The 20,887-nt window shown below is 71.6% G+C and carries 18 protein-coding genes; 12 read left to right on the top strand and 6 right to left on the bottom strand.

Features of this window, described 5'->3' with window-relative positions:
- Positions 1-65: 65 nt before the first annotated feature.
- Positions 66-1,625: an amino acid permease gene (locus tag ASC56_RS19555; protein WP_055492757.1), complete on the bottom strand. Its 1,560-nt coding sequence runs from the start codon at positions 1,623-1,625 to the stop codon at positions 66-68.
- A 244-nt stretch (positions 1,626-1,869) separates the two neighbouring features.
- Between ASC56_RS19555 and ASC56_RS19560 the strand changes: the two genes are divergently transcribed.
- From ASC56_RS19560 to ASC56_RS19570, 3 genes are all read left to right on the top strand, one after another.
- Positions 1,870-2,511 carry a PadR family transcriptional regulator gene (locus ASC56_RS19560; protein ID WP_055492997.1) on the top strand — a complete coding sequence of 214 codons (642 nt, stop codon included), beginning with the start codon at positions 1,870-1,872 and terminating at the stop codon, positions 2,509-2,511.
- Between the two features lie 216 nt (positions 2,512-2,727).
- Positions 2,728-3,741, top strand: a complete 1,014-nt coding sequence (locus ASC56_RS19565) for an ATP-binding cassette domain-containing protein (RefSeq protein WP_055492758.1) — start codon at positions 2,728-2,730, stop codon at positions 3,739-3,741.
- A complete protein-coding gene (locus ASC56_RS19570) occupies positions 3,738-4,514 on the top strand; it encodes an ABC transporter permease (RefSeq protein WP_055492759.1) in 777 nt (258 codons plus the stop codon). The genes ASC56_RS19565 and ASC56_RS19570 overlap by 4 nt, the downstream gene beginning before the upstream one ends.
- Before the next feature lie 62 nt (positions 4,515-4,576).
- Here ASC56_RS19570 and ASC56_RS19575 read toward each other — a convergent pair whose 3' ends face one another.
- Complete coding sequence (locus ASC56_RS19575) at positions 4,577-5,419, bottom strand: siderophore-interacting protein (RefSeq protein ID WP_055492760.1); 843 nt, start codon at positions 5,417-5,419, stop codon at positions 4,577-4,579.
- Between the two features lie 103 nt (positions 5,420-5,522).
- Entirely contained in the window at positions 5,523-6,452 is a 930-nt protein-coding gene (locus tag ASC56_RS19580) for a 5'-3' exonuclease (RefSeq protein ID WP_234377005.1), read from the bottom strand.
- Positions 6,453-6,646: 194 nt separating this feature from the next.
- Here ASC56_RS19580 and ASC56_RS19585 point away from each other — a divergent pair, with 194 nt between their 5' ends.
- The 4 genes from ASC56_RS19585 to ASC56_RS19600 all read left to right on the top strand — a co-directional run bounded on the left by ASC56_RS19585 (position 6,647) and on the right by ASC56_RS19600 (position 12,313).
- Entirely contained in the window at positions 6,647-7,732 is a 1,086-nt protein-coding gene (locus tag ASC56_RS19585) for a glycine betaine/L-proline ABC transporter ATP-binding protein (RefSeq protein WP_055492761.1), read from the top strand.
- Positions 7,725-10,337 carry an ABC transporter permease/substrate binding protein gene (locus tag ASC56_RS19590; RefSeq protein ID WP_055492762.1) on the top strand — a complete coding sequence of 871 codons (2,613 nt, stop codon included), beginning with the start codon at positions 7,725-7,727 and terminating at the stop codon, positions 10,335-10,337. Before ASC56_RS19585 ends, ASC56_RS19590 begins: the two co-directional genes overlap by 8 nt.
- Positions 10,338-10,867: 530 nt before the next feature.
- Positions 10,868-11,443: a helix-turn-helix domain-containing protein gene (locus tag ASC56_RS19595; protein ID WP_055492763.1), complete on the top strand. Its 576-nt coding sequence runs from the start codon at positions 10,868-10,870 to the stop codon at positions 11,441-11,443.
- Positions 11,444-11,590: 147 nt separating this feature from the next.
- Positions 11,591-12,313, top strand: a complete 723-nt coding sequence (locus tag ASC56_RS19600; RefSeq protein ID WP_055492764.1) for a helical backbone metal receptor — start codon at positions 11,591-11,593, stop codon at positions 12,311-12,313.
- Here the strand turns inward: ASC56_RS19600 and ASC56_RS19605 are convergent.
- On the bottom strand, positions 12,237-13,397 hold the full coding sequence (locus ASC56_RS19605; protein WP_055492765.1) for a TDT family transporter: 1,161 nt from the start codon (positions 13,395-13,397) through the stop codon (positions 12,237-12,239). The two genes, ASC56_RS19600 and ASC56_RS19605, sit on opposite strands and share 77 nt — an antisense overlap.
- Positions 13,398-13,467: 70 nt before the next feature.
- On the opposite strand from ASC56_RS19605, the gene ASC56_RS19610 reads away from it, so the two are divergent.
- Complete coding sequence (locus ASC56_RS19610; RefSeq protein WP_055492766.1) at positions 13,468-14,391, top strand: LysR family transcriptional regulator; 924 nt, start codon at positions 13,468-13,470, stop codon at positions 14,389-14,391.
- Positions 14,392-14,742: 351 nt separating this feature from the next.
- On the opposite strand, the gene ASC56_RS19615 is transcribed toward ASC56_RS19610, so the two are convergent.
- Together ASC56_RS19615 and ASC56_RS19620 are read right to left on the bottom strand one after the other, a co-directional pair.
- Complete coding sequence (locus tag ASC56_RS19615) at positions 14,743-15,432, bottom strand: gamma-glutamyl-gamma-aminobutyrate hydrolase family protein (protein WP_055492767.1); 690 nt, start codon at positions 15,430-15,432, stop codon at positions 14,743-14,745.
- A gap of 52 nt (positions 15,433-15,484) precedes the next feature.
- Entirely contained in the window at positions 15,485-16,231 is a 747-nt protein-coding gene (locus ASC56_RS19620; protein ID WP_055492768.1) for a FadR/GntR family transcriptional regulator, read from the bottom strand.
- Between the two features lie 75 nt (positions 16,232-16,306).
- Between ASC56_RS19620 and ASC56_RS19625 the strand changes: the two genes are divergently transcribed.
- The 4 genes from ASC56_RS19625 (at position 16,307) to ASC56_RS19640 (ending at position 20,869) form a co-directional block, all read left to right on the top strand.
- Positions 16,307-17,677: a glutamine synthetase family protein gene (locus tag ASC56_RS19625; RefSeq protein WP_055492769.1), complete on the top strand. Its 1,371-nt coding sequence runs from the start codon at positions 16,307-16,309 to the stop codon at positions 17,675-17,677.
- Positions 17,678-17,688: 11 nt separating this feature from the next.
- A complete protein-coding gene (locus tag ASC56_RS19630) occupies positions 17,689-19,068 on the top strand; it encodes an aldehyde dehydrogenase (RefSeq protein ID WP_055492770.1) in 1,380 nt (459 codons plus the stop codon).
- Positions 19,065-19,856, top strand: a complete 792-nt coding sequence (locus tag ASC56_RS19635) for a 3-oxoacyl-ACP reductase (protein ID WP_055492771.1) — start codon at positions 19,065-19,067, stop codon at positions 19,854-19,856. Before ASC56_RS19630 ends, ASC56_RS19635 begins: the two co-directional genes overlap by 4 nt.
- A 95-nt stretch (positions 19,857-19,951) precedes the next feature.
- Entirely contained in the window at positions 19,952-20,869 is a 918-nt protein-coding gene (locus ASC56_RS19640) for a DUF2510 domain-containing protein (RefSeq protein WP_055492772.1), read from the top strand.
- Positions 20,870-20,887: the final 18 nt, after the last annotated feature.

The following is a 20,887-nucleotide window of genomic DNA, read 5'->3' on the forward strand; positions in this document are numbered from 1 at the left end:
GGCGGCCATCGAATCGGCACTCGGCACAGCGACCGACGCCGCCGCGGATGTGACGGCCGGGGCGATCAGGCTGACTCTGCAGCGACTCCCGAAGGTAGCCCTTCCGGAGCAGTGTGCCCCCGTTGTGCCCTCGCAGCCCGGTACAGCCAGCCTCCAAGTACCGTGACCAGCAAGAACTCCAGCGTGAACCACTGGAAGTACCAGTGCCCGCCCGTCGGGTCGTACACCGCCGCGCGGGGCCAGGCCAGGTTGACGGTCATGAGGAGGCCGTAGAGGAGGGCGAGCGCGTTGACCGGGGCGCCCCAGCGGCCCAGGGAGAAGAGCGGTGCGCCCGTCTCGTCCGTGCCTCCGGCGGGGAACTCGCCGCGCAGGCGCCGTACCAGCAGGGGTCCCGTCACCATCGCGTACGCCAGGTACAGCATCACGATGCAGGTGGTGCCGATGGCCAGGAAGGCGTCCGGGGACGCGAAGTTGAGCAGCAGCAGGGCCGCGGCGAGGACGCCCACCACCAGGGCCGGGGCGGTCGGCATGCCTGTGCGCGGGTTGACGCGGGCGAGTCGCCGCGCGAACGGCAGTTGCCCGTCGCGGGCCATGGAGAACAGCATCCGGCAGGCCGCCGTCTGGATCGCGAGGGTCGCCACCGCGATCGCCACCACCACGTCGGCGAGCAGCACCCGGCCGACACCGTCGCCGAGGCTGCTGGTCAGGACGTAGCTCAGGCCGTCGGTGCCGAGGTGGCCGTCCGTCAGGCTGGGCGCGGCCAGGATCCCGCCGAGGATGATCAGCCCGCCGAGCAGGCCCGCCGCGCCGAGGGCGGTGAGGATCGTGCGCGGTGCGGTGCGGCGCGGGTTGTGGGTCTCCTCGCTCATCTCCCCGGCGCTGTCGAAGCCGATCATCACGTACGCCGCCGTGAACGAGCCCACGAGCAGCGCGCCGAACAGGCCGCCCGTGCCGGAGCCGGTGTGGAAGGTGATGCCGGGGGAGCGCTCGGAGTGGGTGAGCAGCAGCACGGCGATCAGGCAGGCGCCGATGATCTCGGCGGTGACACCCACCCGGTTGATCGCGGACATCACGCGGTTGTCGAGGACGTTCACGACCGTGGTGAGCACCAGCAGGATCACGCCGAGGACCGCCGCGTTCGCGGCACCCGTCGCGGAGGTGGGTGACGGGTCGCCGCCGACCAGCTGGAAGCCCGACCAGAGCGGCGGCATGACCATCTGCAGGGCGAGCGCCGCCGCCGCGACCACCACGATCTGCCCGATCACCATGATCCAGCCGGCGAACCAGCCGAAGGCGACGTTCGACAGCCGCGAGGACCACTGGTAGATGGCGCCCGAGAGCGGATAGCGCGCGGCCAGCTCCGCGAAGCACGCGGCCACCAGCAACTGGCCCACCAGCACCACGGGCCAGGTCCAGAAGAAGACCGGGCCTCCGAAGGCGTACCCGAACGCGAAGAACTGGAAGACGGTCGTCAGCACGGAGATGAAGGAGAACCCGGCCGCGAAGGACGCGTACCGGCCCAGGCTGCGGTGCAGTTCCTGGCGGTAGCCGAACTCCGCGAGGTCGGCGGCCCCCTCGGGCCGTGGCGGGTCGGGGCGGATGTCGGCGGGGGCGGTGCTCGTCATGGCGCAACCTGCTTTCGCACTGCGGCGCGAGAGTTCCTGTCGGGCGACAGAAATGCCTGTCGGGCGACCGAACGTAGGGAGGCCCTGTTTCGCCGGCGTCACACGGCCGTGTCCGGTGCGGGCCCAACTCCTCACGGCCTTGTGGATCCGTCGCAGACGCGATACATCGTGTCTATTGACGGGCATCGGGAGCTCGCGATATGTTCGGCACCGGATATTCGGAAGCGAGGTGATCGTCGTGGCGATGAAGCGCCGCAAGCTCGGCAACCCCCTGGCGCTCGCCGTGATGGCGACCCTCTGTCAGAAGCCGATGCATCCGTACGAGATCGCCCAGACCCTGCGCCGTCAGGGCAAGGACATCAGCACGAAGATCAACTACGGTTCGCTCTACACCGTCGTGCAGAACCTGGAGAAGCACGGCTTCGTGGAGGTCACCGAGGTCGAGCGGCAGGGCAACCGTCCCGAGCGCACGATCTACGGGCTCACCGACGCCGGGCGCCAGGAGATGACCGAGTGGATCTCCGACCTGATGGCCGTCCCGGTCAAGGAGTTCCCGATCTTCGAAACGGCTCTCTCGCTGATGGGGGTGCTGCATCCCGACGAGGTCGTGCGGCTGCTCGAGGAGCGGCTGAAGAACCTGGAGGTGCAGGCGGCGAGCGCGCGGGGGGCGCTGGAGAAGCTGTACGAGACGCTCCCGCGGCTCTTCCTGGTGGAGGCCGAGTACCAGCTGCACATGGTCGAGGCGCAGGCGCAGTGGGTGCGCGGCTTCCTGGAGGAGATCGAGAAGGGCTCCCTGCCCGGCGTCGACGGATGGCGGCGGTTCCATGACACGGGGGAGATGCCCCCCGAGTTCCAGGACTGGGAGGCGCCCGACACCGAGACGTGAACAGACCCTGGCCGGGCTGTTGCAGCAGCCCTGCCAGGGTCTCGAACCCCGAGCTGAATCCGCCGTGAGGCACATCCAGGCGATCGAGATACGGCACACCCAGGATAGCCCGGCGCTCTTCACGCGGATCAGTCGTCAATCCGCTCATCCGGAGGACGGTCCCGTCCGCATACCGCGGACCGGCCGTCGTCCGCTGTCCACAGGAGAGCAGTAGTCATGACCACCCGTGCGCCCGCGGTCGAGGCGCGTCAGCTGATCAAGACCTATCCGGGAGACGTCACCGCCCTCAGCGGTATGGACGTCACCGTCGAACAGGGCACCGTCTTCGGCCTGCTGGGGCCGAACGGCGCCGGCAAGTCCACCACCGTCAAGATCCTCACCACCCTGGCCCGCCCGGACTCCGGCACCGCCGCCGTCGCGGGCCACGACGTGCTGCGGCACCCCGACCTGGTGCGCCGCGCGATCGGTGTCGTCGCCCAGAGCTCCGGCGCCGACCCGGTCGCTACGGGCCGCGAGAACCTCCAGCTCCAGGCCAGGCTCCACGGGTTGAGGGGATCCTCGCTCAACGCCCGCGTCGACGAGCTGCTGGAGCGCTTCGACCTCGCCGACGCCGCCGGGCGCCAGGTCAAGGGCTACTCGGGCGGCATGCGGCGCCGCCTGGACGTGGCGCTCGGTCTCGTCCACCGCCCCGAGGTGCTCTTCCTCGACGAGCCCACCACCGGGCTGGACCCGGAGGCACGCACCGCGATGTGGGACGAGATCGCCCGCCTCGCCGGCGACGAGGGCCTGACCATCCTGCTCACCACGCACCACCTCGAAGAGGCCGACCGGCTCGCCGAGCGCATCGCGATCGTCGACCGCGGCCGCGTCGTGGTGGAGGGCACACCGGACGCCCTGAAGGGCGAACTGCGGGGCGACGCCGTCCATATGGAGCTGCGCGAGACGGTCGGCGAGGCCGGACGCACGCTGCTGCGGGGCGCCCTCGGTTCGCTGCCGGGCGTGCACGAGGTGCTGTTCGACGGGCGCCGCGTCAGCGTCCGTGCCGACGACGGGGCGGCCGCCATGCCCGCGTTGCTCGGAGCACTGGAGCGCGCCGGGGTCGCGGTCGCCACCGCGACCGTCGCCCGTCCCTCGCTCGACGACGTCTACCTCCGTTACGCGGGCCGTCGTTACTCCGAGGTCGAAGCCGAGAGCGTCGACGGCCTCGTCCTCGCCGGAGGTGTGCGATGAGCAGTGCCGTCTCCCAGACCTGGTACATGACCCAGCGTCAGCTCGTGGTCTTCGCCCGGCAGCCCGCGTACGCGATCATCACCCTGATCCAGCCGGTGATCTGGCTGTTCCTCTTCGGCAACCTCTTCAAGAAGGTCGTCGAACTGGGCGGCTTCGGGACGACCTCCTATCTGGACTACCTCGTGCCGGGCGTGGTCGTGATGAGCGCGCTCAGCTCCAACATGTGGGCGGGCATGAGTACGCTCGACGAGATCCAACGGGGCACGCTCAACCGCTTCCTGACCACCCCGGTGAGCCGGGCGGCGCTGATGAACGGCAACGTCGTCAACAACGCCCTGATCACGGCCCTGCAGTCGCTGATCATCGTGCTGCTCGGCCTGCTGGGTGGCGCGGACTACCCCGGCGGGGTCGGAGGTGTCGCGGTCCTGATCATCGCCGCGGTGCTGCTCGGCACCGTCTTCGGGGCGCTGTCCAACGCGCTGGGCATGCTGGTGCGGGAGCGGGAGTCGATCATCGGGATCAACACCTTCCTGCTGCTCCCGCTGACGTTCCTGTCCTCGGCCTTCATGGCGCCGTCCCAGATGCCCTCGTGGATGCGGCACATCGCCGACTTCAACCCGCTCAACTGGGCGATGACCGCGGGCCGTTCGGCGATGTCCGGGCATCCCGACTGGGGCGTGGTGGCCGGCCGGGGTGGTGCGCTGCTGGCGCTGGCGGTCGTCGCGGTGTGGCTGTCGATCCGGACGTTCCGCTCGTACCAGCGGTCGGTGTGACCTCCACACGGCGAAGCGGCGGCACCTCGGCGGTGCCGCCGCTCCCGGCGTCCTAGGGGGTCCTAGGCGGCGCTCGCGCCCTCCTGCTCGGCCTCGATGCGCGCGTTCCATTCCCGCTTCGACGCCTGCCAGCCGTCCTCGTTGTGGCCGAGGCGCCAGTAGCCGGAGATCGAGATGTCCTCGCGCGGGACCTGGTGTTCGACGCGCAGCATCCGGCGCAGCTCCTTCACGAAGCCGGCCTCGCCGTGGACGAAGGCGTGCATCCGGCCCTCCGGGAACGGGAGCGATCGCACGGCCTCGACCAGTGCCTGGCCGATCGGCCGGTCCCCGCGGTGCAGCCAGACCACCTCGACATCGGAGTCGATCTTCTGCTCCTCCTCGGGCCCCGCGACCTCCACGAAGGCGTGGGCCCGGGCGCCGTCGGGCAACGCCTCCAGCGCGGCGGCGATCGCGGGCAGCGCGCTCTCGTCACCGGCGAGCAGATGCCAGTCGGCGCTCGCGTCCGGGGCGTAGGCGCCGCCAGGACCCATGAAGCGCACGGTCTCGCCCGGCTGGACGCGCACCGCCCACGGTCCGGCCAGGCCCTCGTCGCCGTGGATCACGAAGTCCAGTGTCAGCTCGCGGTGTTCGGGATCCCAGGCACGCACGGTGTACGTCCGCGTCACCGGCCACTGGTCGCGCGGGAACTCCTCACGGATCCGCTGCATGTCGAAGGGCTCGGGATAGGTGACGCCCTCGGGCGAGAAGAGCAGTTTCACATAGTGGTCGGTGCAGGTGCCCATCATGAAGTCGGCCAGACCCTCGCCGCCCAGTACCACGCGCTGCATGTGCGGAGTCAGCCGCTCCGTGCGGATGACCTGCGCCGAGTGGGTCTTGCGAGCCCTGCCTTCCGGGCGCTCTGCCATGACGGCCTCCCCAGTTCCCCTTGCTTAGGTTTACCTAAGTTAGCATCTCCTGCCCGTTGACACCTCTCCCATGAAGAGTTCATGACCACGCCTGACCGGAATGTCACATCCGCAGGGTGGTGAGCAGTCGCTGCAGGGATCCGCCCAGTCCCCAGCGGGCCGCCAGGTCCTCCAGAGCCGCCGGGTCGCGCGGCGCGCGGGGCAGCGTGGTGTCCACCTCCGGCAGCGGTACGTCGTCGGCGACCCGTACGACCTTGGGCGCGAGTGCCACGTACGGCCGTGCCTCGTCGAGCCTCCTGCGCTGCGCCGGCGAGAGCTTCGCGCTGGGGTCGTCGACCGCGGCCATGATCCCCGCCAGGTCCCCGAACTCGGCGAGCAGCTTCGCGGCCGTCTTCTCGCCGATGCCCGAAACCCCCGGCAGCCCGTCGCTCGGGTCACCGCGCAGCAGGGCCAGATCCGCGTAACCCGGGCCGTCGACGCCGTACTTCTCGCGCAGGAACGCCTCGTCGGTGAGCTGAAGCGAGCCGACGCCCTTGAGTGGATACAGCACCCGCACCCCGCGCGCGTCGTCGACCAGCTGGTACAGGTCGCGGTCGCCGGTGACGATGTCGACCGGGCCCTTCGCGCGCGCCGTGAACGTGCCGATCACGTCGTCGGCCTCGTACCCCGCCACTCCCACACGCGCGATGCCCAGCGCGTCCAGGACGTCCTCGATGACCGGCACCTGGGGGGAGAGCGTGTCCGGTACCGCCTCCTCGTCCGGGCCCGCCTCGTGCTCCTCGGCCACACGGTGGGCCTTGTAGGAGGGGATCAGCTGGACGCGCCAGTGCGGGCGCCAGTCCGCGTCCATGCAGGCGACCAGGTCGTCCGGGTGGTGGTCCCGGACCAGGCGGTCGATGAATTCGAGCAGCCCCCGTACGGCGTTCACGGGCGTGCCGTCCGGGGCCTTCACCGAATCCGGGACGCCGAAGTAGGCGCGGAAGTAGAGCGAGGCGGTGTCGAGGAGCATCAGGCGTCGGGTCACCTTCCGCATCATGCCGCACGGCACCGACAGCGACCCGCCGGCGCCGGGCGGACGCCCCTCGCGTAGCACCCGTGAACGACTTGTGAAGCGCGGAACTCCTGCGTTTGCCCTGGGCAAACGGGGGCAGGCGCGCCTCGGAGCGATGCTGGTTGCAAGTTCAACGGTTTGCGGCGGCTCGGAGGCTTAGAGAACGAGAGGTACCTGTGTCATCCAGGCTTGAGGCCGAGCACCTCTACAAGGTGTTCGGCAGACGACCGGACGAGGTGGTGGAACGGCTCCGGCGGGGCGCCGACCGTGAGGAACTGCGCGGCGACGGCACCACGGCCGCCGTGATCGACGCCTCCTTCACCGTGGACCCGGGCGAGATCTTCGTTGTCATGGGCCTGTCCGGATCCGGCAAGTCCACGCTGCTGCGCATGCTCAACGGGCTGCTGGAGCCGACCGCCGGGCATGTGCGCTTCGACGGCCAGGACCTCACCGCGCTCGGCCCCCGTGAGCTGCGCGAGGTCCGGTCGCGGAAGATCAGTATGGTCTTCCAGCACTTCGCGCTCTTCCCGCACCGCAGCGTCCGCGAGAACGCCGCCTACGGTCTGGAAGTGCAGGGCGTGCCCCGCGCCGAGCGCCTCAGGCGCGCCGACGAGGCGCTCGCCCTGTGCGGCCTGGCCGGCTGGGAGAAGTCCTGGCCCGACGAGCTGTCCGGCGGTATGCAACAGCGGGTCGGCCTGGCCCGGGCACTCGCCACGGACGCCGATCTGCTGCTGATGGACGAGTCGTTCAGCGCACTCGACCCGCTGATCCGGCGGGACATGCAGGACCAGCTCCTGCAGCTGCAGAAGACCCTGAGGAAGACCATCGTCTTCATCACGCACGACCTCAACGAGGCCATGCGCCTGGGCGACCGCATCGCCGTGATGCGCGACGGCCGCATCGTGCAGACCGGCACCGCCGAGGACATCCTGATGCGGCCGGCCGACGACTACGTGGCCTCCTTCACCCAGGACGTCGACCGCTCCCGTGTGCTGACCGCGGGCGCCGTGATGGACACCGACGTCCGTGGCGACGAGGCCGACTGCGACTGCCCGACCGCGACGCCGGACACGCCCTTCGCGGAGCTGTGCGCGATCAGCGCCGGTCTCACGCACCCGCTCGCGGTGCTCGACGCGCACCGCACACTCGTGGGCGTCGTGCCCAGGCAGCGCCTCCTCGGGTTCCTCGGTGACCGGGCGGACGAGCCCACGCCCTGCGCCTCCCCGAAGGACAAGGCCGGGCAGGTGAGCGCCGGTGCCTAGGATCCCGTTCGGCGACTGGGTCAACTCCGCGGTCGACTGGCTGCTCCACCACATGGCCTGGCTGTTCGACTTCTGCAAGACCGTCTTCCAGGGCGCCTTCGACGGCATCAGCGCCGTCCTCCAGGCCCCCGAGCCGCTGCTCCTCGCGGGCATCTTCGCCGTGATCGCGTTCTGGCTGCGCGGCACGTCCGCCGGTGTCCTCACCCTCGTGGGATTCGCCTTCATCGACTCCCTCGGTCTGTGGGACGACGCGATGGTGACCCTGTCACTCGTCCTCGTGGCGACGATCATCGCGCTCGTCGTGTCCGTGCCCGTGGGCATCTGGGCGGCCCGCTCCACCCGGGTCAGCGGAATCGTCCGGCCGGTGCTCGACTTCATGCAGACGCTGCCCGCGATGATCTACCTGATCCCGGCGATCCTGTTCTTCGGCACCGGCGCCCCCGCGGGCATCGTGGCCACCCTGATCTTCGCCCTCGCGCCCGGCGTCCGCATGACCGAGCTGGGCATCCGTCAGGTCGACAAGGAACTGGTCGAGGCGGCCGAGGCCTTCGGCACCACCCCGCGTGACACCCTGCTGCGCGTCCAGCTGCCGCTCGCCCTGCCCACCGTCATGGCAGGCGTCAACCAGGTGATCATGCTGGGTCTGTCCATGGCGGCCATCGCGGGCATGGTCGGCACCGGCGGGCTCGGCGGTGACGTGAACGAGGCCATCGGCCAGCTCAACGTGGGACTCGGCTCCGAGGCCGGCGTCGCCATCGTCATCCTCGCGATCTATCTCGACCGCATGACCAGCGCCCTGGGCACCCAGGTCTCCCCGCTGGGCCGGCGCACCGCCGCCCGGCTGCGCGCCGCGCAGGGGCTGAAGATCTGGTCGTACCGTCCCCGGCCCGCCGTGGCCGTGATCGGTGTGGTCGTGCTCGCGCTGGTCGCCGGTGGCATGGGCCTCTTCGGCAGTGCCGGCAAGGCCGCCACCGCGGCCGACGCCCAGAGCGTCGGCGCGGGCAAGAAGGTCACCATCGGCTACATTCCGTGGGACGAGGGGGTCGCCTCCACCTACCTCTGGAAGGAGATCCTGGAGCGGCGCGGATTCCACGTTGACGTCAAGCAGTTGGACGCCGGACCGCTCTACACCTCGCTCGCCCAGGGTGACATCGACTTCGAGACCGACTCCTGGCTGCCCACCACGCACGAGCAGTACTGGAAGAAATACGGCAGCCGGCTCGACGACCTGGGCTCCTGGTACGGCCCGACGTCGCTGGAGCTGAGCGTGCCCTCGTACATGAAGGGCGTCGACTCCCTGGCGGATCTCAAGGGGAAGGCAGCCGCGTTCGGCGGGAAGATCACCGGCATCGAGTCCAGCGCCGGTGAGATGAGCCTGCTCAAGAGCACCGTCCTCAAGCGGTACGGCCTCGACAAGGAGTACAAGGTCGTCGACAGCTCCACGCCCGCGATGCTGGCCGAGCTGAAGCGCGCCTACGCCCAGAAGCAGCCCATCGTCGTCACGCTGTGGTCGCCGCACTGGGCGTACGACGACTACGACCTGAAGAAGCTCAAGGACCCGCAGGGCGCCTGGGGCAAGGGCGATGCGGTGCACACCCTCGCCCGCAAGGGCTTCGCCCGGGACAACCCCCTGGTCGGCTCCTGGCTCAAGGACTTCCGGCTGGACGAGAAGCAGCTCACCAGCCTGGAGGCCGAGATCAACAAGGCCGGGAAGGGCAGGCAGCAGGACGCCGTGCGCGACTGGCTGAAGAACCACCCCGCCCTCGTCGACAAGCTCGCCCCGGTCCGGAAGCCGGCCGGCAGCCCGGCCGAGGCCAGGCGCGCGCTGAACGTCGCCTGGTTCCCCTGGGACGAGGACGTGGCCGTCACCTATCTGTGGAAGAACGCCCTGGAGCGGCGCGGCTACCGCCTGAACCTGAAGCAGATGGACGTCGGCCCGGTCTACACGGGCCTGGCGGGCGGCGACCTCGACCTCAACTTCGACGCGTGGCTGCCGTATGCGCAGCAGAACTACTGGGACAGGAGCAAGGACAACCTCAGGGACCTGGGCACCTGGTACCGGCCGACGTCCCTGGAGATCGCCGTGCCCTCCTACGTCAAGGACGTCAGGTCGCTCGCGGACCTCAAGGGCAGGGCGAGCACCTTCGGCGGCAGGATCATCGGCATCGAGCCGGGTACCGGTGAGATGAACCTCCTCAAGACCAAGGTCCTGCCCGGCTACGGCCTCGACAAGGAGTACAAGGTCGTCGACGGCTCCACGCCGGCCATGCTGGCCGAGCTGAAGCGCGCCTGTGCCAAGAAGGAGCCGGTCGCCGTCGTCCTGTGGTCGCCGCACTGGGCCTACAGCGAGTACCCGCTCACCAAGCTGAAGGACGACAGGAAGCTGTTCGGCGAGGGCAACACGATCCGCACCATCTCCAGCCGCACCTTCCCGGACCGGTTCCCGCAACTCACGAAGTGGATCAAGAGCTTCAGGATGAGCGAGGCCGAACTGGGCAGCCTGGAGAGCGAGATCAAGAACCTGGGTCAGGGTCATGAGGAGGCCGCCGTGGCCGCGTGGGCGAAGCGGCACCCGGACGTGCTGGAGCGGATGACGCCGCAGTAGTCCGCCGGTGGGGCGCGCTCCGCGACCTGGCGTTACGAGAACGCTCCACGAGAAGGATCCGGACAACCCGATCGGGTGCGCGGCCACGCCGATCCCCGCTCTCCGCCGGCCGGGGGCGCCGAACACCGTTTCGGCGCCGCGAGCCCTGTGTGCTGTTCGGCGGCACCGCCCCACCCGATCGCCGTGCCGGGCCATACCGCCCGACCCGCCCTCCGCGCCCCTCGGGCCCCGGCGCCTGTGGCCCGCTCGGGACTGCGCCCGGCAGCCGCTCCCATGCCCCCTGGTCAGCTCTTTCTTCACACCCTAGGGTGGCGTGCGCGGGGAGGCGGGGCGGCTCGTCCGGTGGCGCGAACCGTGACCCTCACCACTCTTGTATATGACACCGATGTGACGGGCGCATGAAACGGTTTGCCGAACATGCGTAGGGTGCAGACAACTCAACAGAAGCAGTGCACCGATGAACCATCGGGCAGCGGCGGCGCGCCCGCCGGGCAGCAGCGGACCGACGAGCGAGGGAGGGAGCCGGAGCGATGGGCGACCACAAAGAACAGCCCCTTCGGGTGGGCGCGGCCGTCCGGCGACGGCGCCGGGCGCTGGAGCTCACCCTCGCCGTCGTGGCCGAGCGCAGCGGTCTGTCGGTCCCGTTCCTGAGCCAGGTCGAGAACGAGCGGGCGCGCCCGAGCCGGCCCTCCCTGGAGCGGATCGCCGACGCCCTCGGCACCACCGCCGTGGATCTGCTCGCGGCGGCGGACCCGGCGTGCAGCGTGGACGTCCTGCGCGCGGACGACGAAGCGGTGCCCCCGGGGCAGGCGCGGGTGCGGCCCCTGGTGCGCGGTCACCACCAACTGCATGCGATGGAGTTCATCGGGGATCACGACGAGGGACGTGAATTCCAGCACCGCAACGACGAGTTGATGTACGTCGTCGAGGGCGGTGTCGAGGTCGAGGCGGAGGGCCGGGCGCACCGGCTCGGGCGCGGCGACACGCTCTATCTGAGCGGGGGAGTGCGCCACCGCTGGCGGGCGACCGTGCCGGACACCCGGGTGATCGTGGTCGCGGTCGCGGACCACGTCGAGGCGGTCGAGGACCCCTCCGGCAGGCGTTGACCCGGTGGGCCTGGGCCCCTCGCCGTCTGCCGGCGCCTCACCCGGCTGACCGTGACGGGGGCAGCCATTCGGGTGCCGCCCGGGAATACTGATCGACATGACTGGCAACCGCGGTCCGCTGACCGCCATCCGGCCCCGGCGGACGTGATGCGCGTCGTCTCGCTCGTGCCGTCGTTGACCGAGGCCGTCGCCGCGTCCGTGCCGGGTGTGCTGGTCGGCGCGACCGACTGGTGCAGCCATCCGGCGGACCTCGACGTCGTCCGGATCGGCGGTACCAAGAACCCCGAGGTCGAGCGGATCGCAGGGCTCGCCCCCGACCTGGTCCTCGCCAATGAGGAGGAGAACCGCGGGCCGGACCTCGCCGCCCTGCGCGAGGCGGGCCTGGAGGTCCTGGTCACCGAGGTGCGGACCGTGCCGCAGGCCTTTCGCGAACTGGAGCGGGTCGTGGCCGCGTGCGGGGCGTCCGGCCGGCCGGGCTGGCTCGACGAGGCCCGGGCCGCCTGGTCGGGGCTGCCGATGCCGGAGCGTCGTACGACCGCCGTCGTCCCCGTCTGGCGACGGCCCTGGATGGTGCTGGGCCGGGACACCTTCGCGGGGGACGTCCTGGCCCGGCTCGGCGTGGACAACGTGTATGCGACCCACCCGGACCGCTATCCGCGCATCCCGCTGGAGGAACTGCGCGACGCGGCCCTGGACCTCGTGGTGCTGCCCGACGAGCCCTACCGCTTCACGGCCGAGGACGGCCCGGAGGCCTTCGCGGGCATGCCGTGCGCACTGGTCGGCGGGCGCCATCTCACCTGGTACGGACCGTCGTTGACCGAGGCGCCACGCGTCCTCGCCCAGGCGCTGCGAGCAACTCACCGCCGATGACTCCCCGAACCGTACGGACGGCGGCGACGGCCCACGCGGTGACCAGCAGCACGTACAGGCCGGCCGCGAGCCCGTCGAGGGCCGCGAGCCCGGTGCGCCGGGCCAGCGCCTCGGCGCCGGTGACACAGGTGCCGACCGGGAACGTGAACGCCCACCAGGTCATCGCGAACCCCATGCCCCGCCGCCGGGCCCGCATCACCAGCGCGGCGGCGAGCGCCAGCCACAGCAGGGCGAAGCCCAGCACCGGAACGCCGTAGAGCACGGCGAGGACACCGAAGCCCTGGGCGTACGGGGCCGGTACCACGCCCGGTGCGACGTCCGCCGAGGCGCCGACGGCGGTGGTGGACTGGCCCAGCGGGCCCAGGACCAGGAACAGGGTCGGGGTCAGGGCGAGCGGCAGCGGGCCCGCGCTGATCAGCCGGGCGAGGATCAGCGGCAGCATCACGAGCGTGGCCAGCAGGCCGGCCCCGAACAGCGCGGAGCAGGCGAGCAGCAGGGTCTCCCGGGGCTGACCGGCGGGCAGGTGCGGGACCAGCAGCGGGCCCTGGGCCGCCGAGACCATGGGGGCGACCAGGGGCAGCAGCCAGACGGGGGTGGCGTCACCGGGCTCGATGCGGTGCCGGGCGATCATCAGATACGGCACGGCGACGGCGGCGAACAGACCGACGACGGTGCCGGCGGTGAAGAGGACGGCGTCCAGGGCGACGGCCGGGCCCGTTCCGGTCCAGTCGCTTCCCACGGCCAGGCCGCCGCCGCCCACGGCCAGCAGGGCCATGGCGAGGCAGCCGTGGAAGGGGGCCAGGGCGGGGTCCAGAAGATGGGCGCGGGCCTGGTCGCGGTGGTGGATCCAATGCAGGGCGCGAGCGGCGAGGAGGGCCATGAGCGCGGCCGCCGCGAGCGCCCAGACCGCCGCGCAGCCGGTCCGCAGCCCGGGTAGGCGCGCCGCGCCGGGCAGACCGGCGCCGGCCGTCGCCACGATCGCGGTGCCCATGACGGCGGCGTACCAGTTCGGGCCGAGGTGCCGGACCGCGGGGGCGCGTCGTGGGTGGGCGGCGAGCGGGAGGGGCTGGGCTGCGGTGACCATGAGAGCACGGTCCCGCCGGGAGGCCGTCCTCACCAGGGATGTCGTCTCTATGAGGGCATAAGCTGTGCTTATGAGCGAGGGTGAGGGCGGGATACCTGCGCCGGCGGGGCTGGCGCACCGGGTGCCGGATCTCGGTGCGCTGGAGTTGCTGCTGTCCGTGGCCCGGCTGGGCAGTCTGGGGCGGGCGGCGCGGGAGATGGGGATCACCCAGCCCGCGGCCAGCAGCCGTATCCGGTCGATGGAGCGGCAGCTGGGTGTGGCGCTGGTCGACCGCTCACCGCGGGGCTCGCGGCTGACCGACGCGGGGGCGCTGGTCACGGACTGGGCGCGGCGGATCGTGGAGGCGGCGGAGGCGTTCGACGCCGGGGCGCAGGCGCTGCGCGGCCGGCGCGACTCACGGCTGCGGGTGGCCGCGAGCATGACGATCGCGGAGTACCTGCTGCCCGGCTGGCTGATCGCCCTGCGCGCCCAGCGGCCGGACACGGCGGTGTCACTGCTGGCCGGGAACTCGGCGGCGGTCGCGGAGCGCCTGCTCGCGGACGAGGCGGACCTGGGCTTCGTGGAAGGTCTGTCCGTGCCCGCGGGGCTGGACGCCGCGGTCGTCGCCCATGACCGTCTGATCGTGGTGACGGCACCGGGGCATCCCTGGGCGCGGCGCCGTGGCACGCTCTCGGCGGGGGAACTGGCGTCGACTCCGCTCATCCTCCGGGAGGAGGGCTCGGGTACGCGTCAGGTGCTGGACGCGGCCCTGGGCGGCCTGGCCCGTCCCCTGCTCGAACTGTCCTCGACGACGGCGGTCAAGGCGTCCGCGGTGAGCGGCGCGGGCCCCGCGGTCCTGAGCGAACTTGCCGTGAGAGAGGAGCTCGCGGCCCGCCGACTGGTGAGCGTGCCGGTCGAGGGCGTACCGCTGGACCGAGCGCTACGGGCGGTATGGCGCACGGGCCACCGCCCGACCGGACCGGGAAGAGATCTGCTGGGGCTGACACGGGCGTAGGGGGTCAGGGGGCCGGCGCACAGAGACGGAGGCTCGGCGCGACGGCGGAGACGGGGGCGGCGGGGCGGCGGGGGTGTGTGCGTGCGGTCGTGGGTGCGGCGGGGGCGTGTGCGTGCGGTCGTGGGTGCGGCCTGGGTGGTCAGCGGTCGCAAGGGCGGGGCGTGGCTGGTCGGCGGGGGCGAGGGGACGCGCAGCCGGCCTCGCGGAGGCGAGGAGACGGCGTGGCTGGTCGGCGGCCGGCAGGCGGCGGCGCGCGTGTGCGTGGCGTCGTCGGTGCGGTGGGTCCAGGGTGCTTAGGGATCCTTGCACTATGCCCGCCCGGGTCGCGTGCGCTCATAGTGCAAGGATCCCTTAGCCGGTGGTCGCGGCCCGGACCAGTGCCCTCATCACCCGGACGTCCTCTCCCATCTCCGGATGCCACTGGACGCCCAGCACCCAGTCGGCGGACGGGAGTTCGATGGCCTCCACCGTGCCGTCCGCCGCGTACGCCGACGGGACGAGGCCCTCGCCGAGGCGGTCCACGGTCTGGTGGTGGTAGGTCGGTACGGACGTCTCCTCCGGGACGGCCCCGGCGTACCGGGTGCCGGGCACCGGCTTGACCGGGTGGCGGCCGAAGACCCCCACGACCTCCGCGTGCCCGTCGATGTGCTGCACGAGCGTGCCGCCGAGGGCGACGTTCAGCAACTGCATGCCGCGGCAGATGCCGAGCAGCGGCGTGCCGGACGCCAGCGCGGCCTCGATCAGGGCCAGTTCCCAGGCATCCCGCTCGGGCGCCGGAGGGCCGGTCCGCGGGGAGCGCTCCGCGCCGTAGCGGGACGGGTCGACGTCCGGGCCGCCGGCGATCACCACGCCGTCCAGCCGGGCCACCGTCGCCGCGGCATGCGCCGGATCATCCGGCGGCAGCATCGCGGCGAGCCCGCCGGCCCGCTGCACCAGCCGGGGGTAGCCCGCCGGCAACAGCGCCGCCTCCAGCTCCCAGACGCCCCAGCGCGTCGCGGCCTCCAGATACGTACTCACACCGATCAACGGTCGTGCGCTCACGCGCGCCTCCCCGGGTTTCAATGGATCCTCTTCATACCTTTGTGGGGCATGCTCACGCCAGGAATCCCCGCAGCAGTGCCGCCGTCCCCGCGCAGTGCTCCCGCATCATCTCCCGCGCCCCGTCCGAGTCCCCGTCGAGCACCGCCTCCACCAGCGCCTCGTGCTGCCGCTGTGAGTGCTCCAGGTTCCGCACCAGCAGCGGGATGCAGTCCAGCAGGTCGTTCACCGTCGCCCGTACGGCCGCGTACTGCGCCGTCAGCGACGGCGACCCGCACAGCTCCGCCAGCGTGAGATGCAGGAGCGTGTCCAGCCGCCGGTACTCCGACAGTGGCGCGTCCTGAGTGTGCGCCAGCGCCTCCCGCAGCCGCCCGGCCTGCTCCCCGGTGAGTCCGTGCGCAGCGCACAGGCCCGCCGAGCCCACCTCCAGCACCTCCCGGAACCGCAGCACGTCCTCTATGTCGACCTTCTCGATGCGCCGCCGCAGCTCGTCCTCGCCGCCCGCGTCGACGCGCGGCCGCACGAACGTGCCGCCGTACCGACCGCGCCGCGACTCCACCAGACCCTGGTCCTGGAGCACCTTCAGCACCTCGCGCAGTGTGACCCGGCTGATCCCCAGCCGCTCCGCCAACTCCCGCTCCGCGGGCAGCCGTTCGCCGCCCGGCACCAGCCCGAGGCGGACGACCTGGAGGATCTGCTCCAGTGCCTCCTCGAAGCCGTTGCCGGCCCGCACCGGCCGCAGCACCGGCGTCAACCGGTCCCGCGGGCCGCCGGGGTCGCCGTCGATTTCCGCCTGCGACATCTGGCCCCGCCCCCTTCCCAAGCAATGGTTCTCGGAAATACCTTATGACTCTCGGCGGACCGAAGGAGACTTCCCGTGGCAGACCGCACACCCCCGCTCGGTGTCGAGGAGCTGCACGCCCTCGTCGCGGGCGGCGAGATCGACACTGTCGTCCTGGCCTTCCCCGACATGCAAGGGCGCCTCCAGGGCAAGCGGTTCGCCGCGCGATTCTTCCTCGACGAGGTGCTGGAGCACGGCACGGAGGGCTGCAACTACCTCCTCGCCGTCGACACCGAGATGAACACGGTCGACGGCTACGAGATGTCCTCCTGGGACCGCGGATACGGCGACTTCGCCCTGCACCCGGACCTGAGCACACTGCGCCGGGTGCCCTGGAACGAGGGTACGGCCATGGTCATCGCCGACCTCGCCTGGGAGGACGGCTCGCCCGTGGCCGCCGCGCCGCGCCAGATCCTCCGCCGCCAGCTCGACCGCCTGGCCGCCCTCGGCCTGACCGCCCAGGTCGGTACCGAGCTGGAGTTCATCGTCTTCAAGGACACCTACGAGCAGGCCTGGGACGCGAACTACCGGGGCCTGACCCCGGCCAACCAGTACAACATCGACTACTCCGTGCTCGGCACGGGACGGATCGAGCCCCTCCTGCGCCGCATCCGCAACGAGATGGCGGGCGCCGGCCTCACCGTCGAGTCCGCCAAGGGCGAGTGCAACCCCGGCCAGCACGAGATCGCGTTCCGCTACGACGAGGCCCTGGTCACCTGTGACCAGCACGCCGTCTACAAGACCGGCGCCAAGGAGATCGCCGCCCAGGAGGGCGTCTCGATCACCTTCATGGCCAAGTACAACGAGCGCGAGGGCAACTCCTGTCACATCCATCTCTCGCTCGCGGACGAGCACGGACGCAACGTCATGGCGGGTGGGGCCGGCGAGCCCGGCGGTATGTCGGAGCTCATGCGGCACTTCCTCGCCGGCCAGCTCGCCGCCCTCCGCGACTTCTCGCTCCTGTACGCACCCAACATCAACTCGTACAAGCGCTTCCAGCCCGGATCCTTCGCCCCGACCGCGGTCGCCTGGGGGTACGACAACCGCACCTGCGCCCTGCGGGTCGTGGGCCACGGCCGCTCACTGCGCTTCGAGAACCGGCTGCCCGGCGGCGACGTCAACCCGCACCTCGCGGTCGCCGGGATGGTGGCGGCCGGACTCCACGGCGTCGAGCAGAAGCTGGAGCTTCCCGAGCCCTGTCCGGGCAACGCGTACACCGCCGAGTACGCCCACGTGCCCACCACGCTGCGCGAGGCCGCCGAGCTCTGGGAGACCAGCCCCATCGCCAAGGCCGCCTTCGGCGACGAGGTGGTCGCGCACTACCGCAACATGGCCCGCGTCGAGCTGGCCGCCTTCGACGCCGCGGTGACCGACTGGGAGCTGCGCCGCTCCTTCGAACGCATGTGAGAGGTCTTCCCTTGTCCGACCAGCATGAGCTGCAGGTACTCGATCCGGCGACCGAAGAGGTCGTGGCCACCGTTCCGGCCGCCACCACGGCCGACGTGGACGCGGCGGTCGCACGGGCCGCGCGGGCCCAGAGCCAGTGGGCCGCCCTCGCGCCCGGCGACCGCGCCCGCCTGCTGCGCCGGTTCGCCGTCACCGTCGACGAACACCGAGACGAGCTGGCGCGGTTGGAGGTGCGGGAGGCCGGACATCTCATCGGCAACGCCCGCTGGGAGGCGGGCAACGTCCGGGACCTGCTCGACTACGCGGCCGGGGGAGTGGAGCGGCTCACCGGCCGTCAGATCCCGGTCCCGGGCGGTCTGGACGTCACGATCCTCGAACCGCTCGGCGTCGTCGGCGTCATCGCGCCCTGGAACTTCCCGATGCCGATCGCCGCGTGGGGCACGGCCCCCGCGCTCGCGGCGGGCAACGCGGTGATCCTCAAGCCCGCCGAGACGACCCCGCTCACGGCGCTGCGCCTGGCCGAGCTGGCGCTGGCGGCGGGGCTGCCGGACGGGCTGTTCCAGGCGCTGCCCGGCTTCGGGCCCGTCGCCGGCAACGCGCTCGTCGAGCACCCCGGCGTCGCGAAGATCGTCTTCACCGGCTCGACGGCCGTGGGCAGACAGGTGCTCGCGAAGGGCTCCGCGCACCTCAAGCGCGTCACCCTGGAACTCGGCGGCAAGAGCCCGAACATCGTCTTCGCGGACGCCGACGTCGAAGCCGCCGCGGCCGCCGCCCCCATGTCCTTCCTCGACAACTCCGGCCAGGACTGCTGCGCCCGCACCCGCATCCTCGTCCAGCGTCCGGTGTACGAGCGCTTCCTCGACCTCCTCGCCCCCGCCGTCGAGTCGGTCCTGGTCGGCGACCCAGCCGACGAGAGCACCCAGATGGGCCCGCTGATCTCCAAGTCCCAGCTGGAACGGGTCCGTTCGTACGTCGCCGCGGACGCCCCCGGCATCCGCGGCAAGGCCCCCGAGGGCCCCGGCTTCTGGTTCCCGCCGACCGTCCTCACCGATGTCGACCCGCACGCCCGCGTCGCCGTCGAGGAGGTCTTCGGGCCGGTCGCCGTCGTCCTGCCCTTCGAGGACGAGGCCGAGGCGATCCGCCTCGCCAACGACACGTCCTACGGCCTCTCCGGCTCCATCTGGACCCGCGACGTCGGCCGCGCGCTGCGCGTCTCCCAGGCCGTCCGCGCGGGCAACCTGTCCGTCAACTCCCACTCCAGCGTCCGCTACTGGACCCCCTTCGGCGGCTTCAAGCAGTCGGGGATCGGCCGCGAACTCGGCCCGGACGCCCTGACCGCCTTCACCGAGACCAAGAACGTCTTCATCAGCACGGAGGGCCCCGCACAGTGACCGCATCCAGCGAAGACATCGTCTGCCGCCGTCTGGTCGGCCGTACCGCCGTCATCACCGGTGCCGGCAGCGGCATCGGCCTCGCCACCGCGCGCCGGCTCGCCGCCGAGGGCGCCCATGTCGTCTGCGGCGACGTCGACGAGACCCGCGGCAAGGCGGCCGCCGAGGAGGTCGGCGGGCTGTACGTGAACGTGGACGTCACCGACGCCGCGCAGGTCGAAGCGCTCTTCGAGGCCGCGTACGACACCTACGGCTCCGTCGACATCGCCTTCAACAACGCGGGCATCTCGCCGCCCGACGACGACTCCATCCTGGAGACCGGCCTGGAGGCCTGGAAGCGGGTGCAGGAGGTCAACCTGACCTCGGTCTACCTGTGTTGCAAGGCCGCGATCCCCTATATGCGGCGCCAGGGCAAGGGCTCCATCATCAACACGGCGTCGTTCGTGGCGCGCATGGGCGCGGCCACCTCGCAGATCTCGTACACGGCCTCCAAGGGCGGTGTGCTCGCCATGTCCCGCGAACTGGGTGTGCAGTTCGCCCGGGAGGGCATCCGGGTCAACGCACTGTGCCCCGGCCCGGTCAACACCCCGCTTCTGCAGGAGCTGTTCGCGAAGGACCCCGAGCGGGCCGCCCGCCGCCTGGTGCACATCCCGGTCGGCAGGTTCGCGGAGGCCGAGGAGATCGCCGCGGCGGTGGCGTTCCTCGCCAGCGACGACTCCTCCTTCGTGAACGCCACCGACTTCCTGGTGGACGGCGGCATCTCGGGGGCGTACGTCACGCCTCTCTAGACGGCGTGCGGCTTGCGCCGCGTGGCCGCGACGGCCACGCGGCGCCTCCGCGGTCCGCGTACCGCGCTCCCCGAAGGAGCGCTTATGGTGCCTGGATGAGCAGTGCGCCCCCGCCCGGCTGGTACCGCGACCCGACGTACCCGCTCACCGAACGCTGGTGGGACGGGACCGCGTGGACCGACCACCGGCGTCAGCCCGAGGTGCCCGTCCCGCCCCAGGTGCCCGCGCAGCCGCCCGACGGCCGGGGCTCCCGGCGCGTCAAGGCGGTCGCTCTCACCGTGGCCGGGGCCGTCCTGGTCGCGGCCATCGTCACGGGCGCGGTCCTCCTCGGCCACCACGGCGGCGCGGCACAGACCAGGCCTTCGCCCACCACGGCGCGTTCGGCGGCCACGGGCGCGTCGCGATCGGCCGCCCCCTCCACGTCCGCCACCGCCGCCGGGGACCCGAACGTCGTCCTGGACGACCTCAACGGCATCACCTTCCCCGTGCCGCGCGGTTGGGCCAAGCCCGAGAACGTCGCCGAGGACGACGTCGTACTGACCACTCCGGGCACCTACGACTGCCCGGGCGACCCCGGCTTCTGCCGCCACGGCCGGGTGATCTCGCGCACCGCCACGGCCGACCTCGGCACCTCGCCGGAAGCGCTCGCCAAGGGCGACATCGCCGACGCCGCGAACGCGGAGTACGACCGCGACACCCTCGGCAACCGGCCCTTCGGCGGCATCACGTCCCACCGGTTGCTGACGTCCGGCCAGATCGCGGTCGCCGGCCGCGTCGGGTACTTCGTGCGCTGGCGTGTCACCACCGCCAAGGGGCCCGGCGGCTACGTCCAGTCGCTGGTCTTCCCCTCCAGCGTGGGCTCGGGGGCGCCCGTCGTCGTCCGCTTCGCCTTCGACGCGGGCCCGGGCGGGCCCCCGCTGTCCGACATGGACAGGATCGCCAAGGGGATCCGGCCGGTCGGCGACGCGGCCACGGACGGGGGAGTGGGCAGCAGCATCGGTCCCGGGCACTGACCCGCAGGACGCCGAACC

It is taken from the genome of Streptomyces sp. TP-A0356 (assembly GCF_001417775.1).
In the GTDB taxonomy this organism is placed as follows: Bacteria; Actinomycetota; Actinomycetes; order Streptomycetales; family Streptomycetaceae; genus Streptomyces.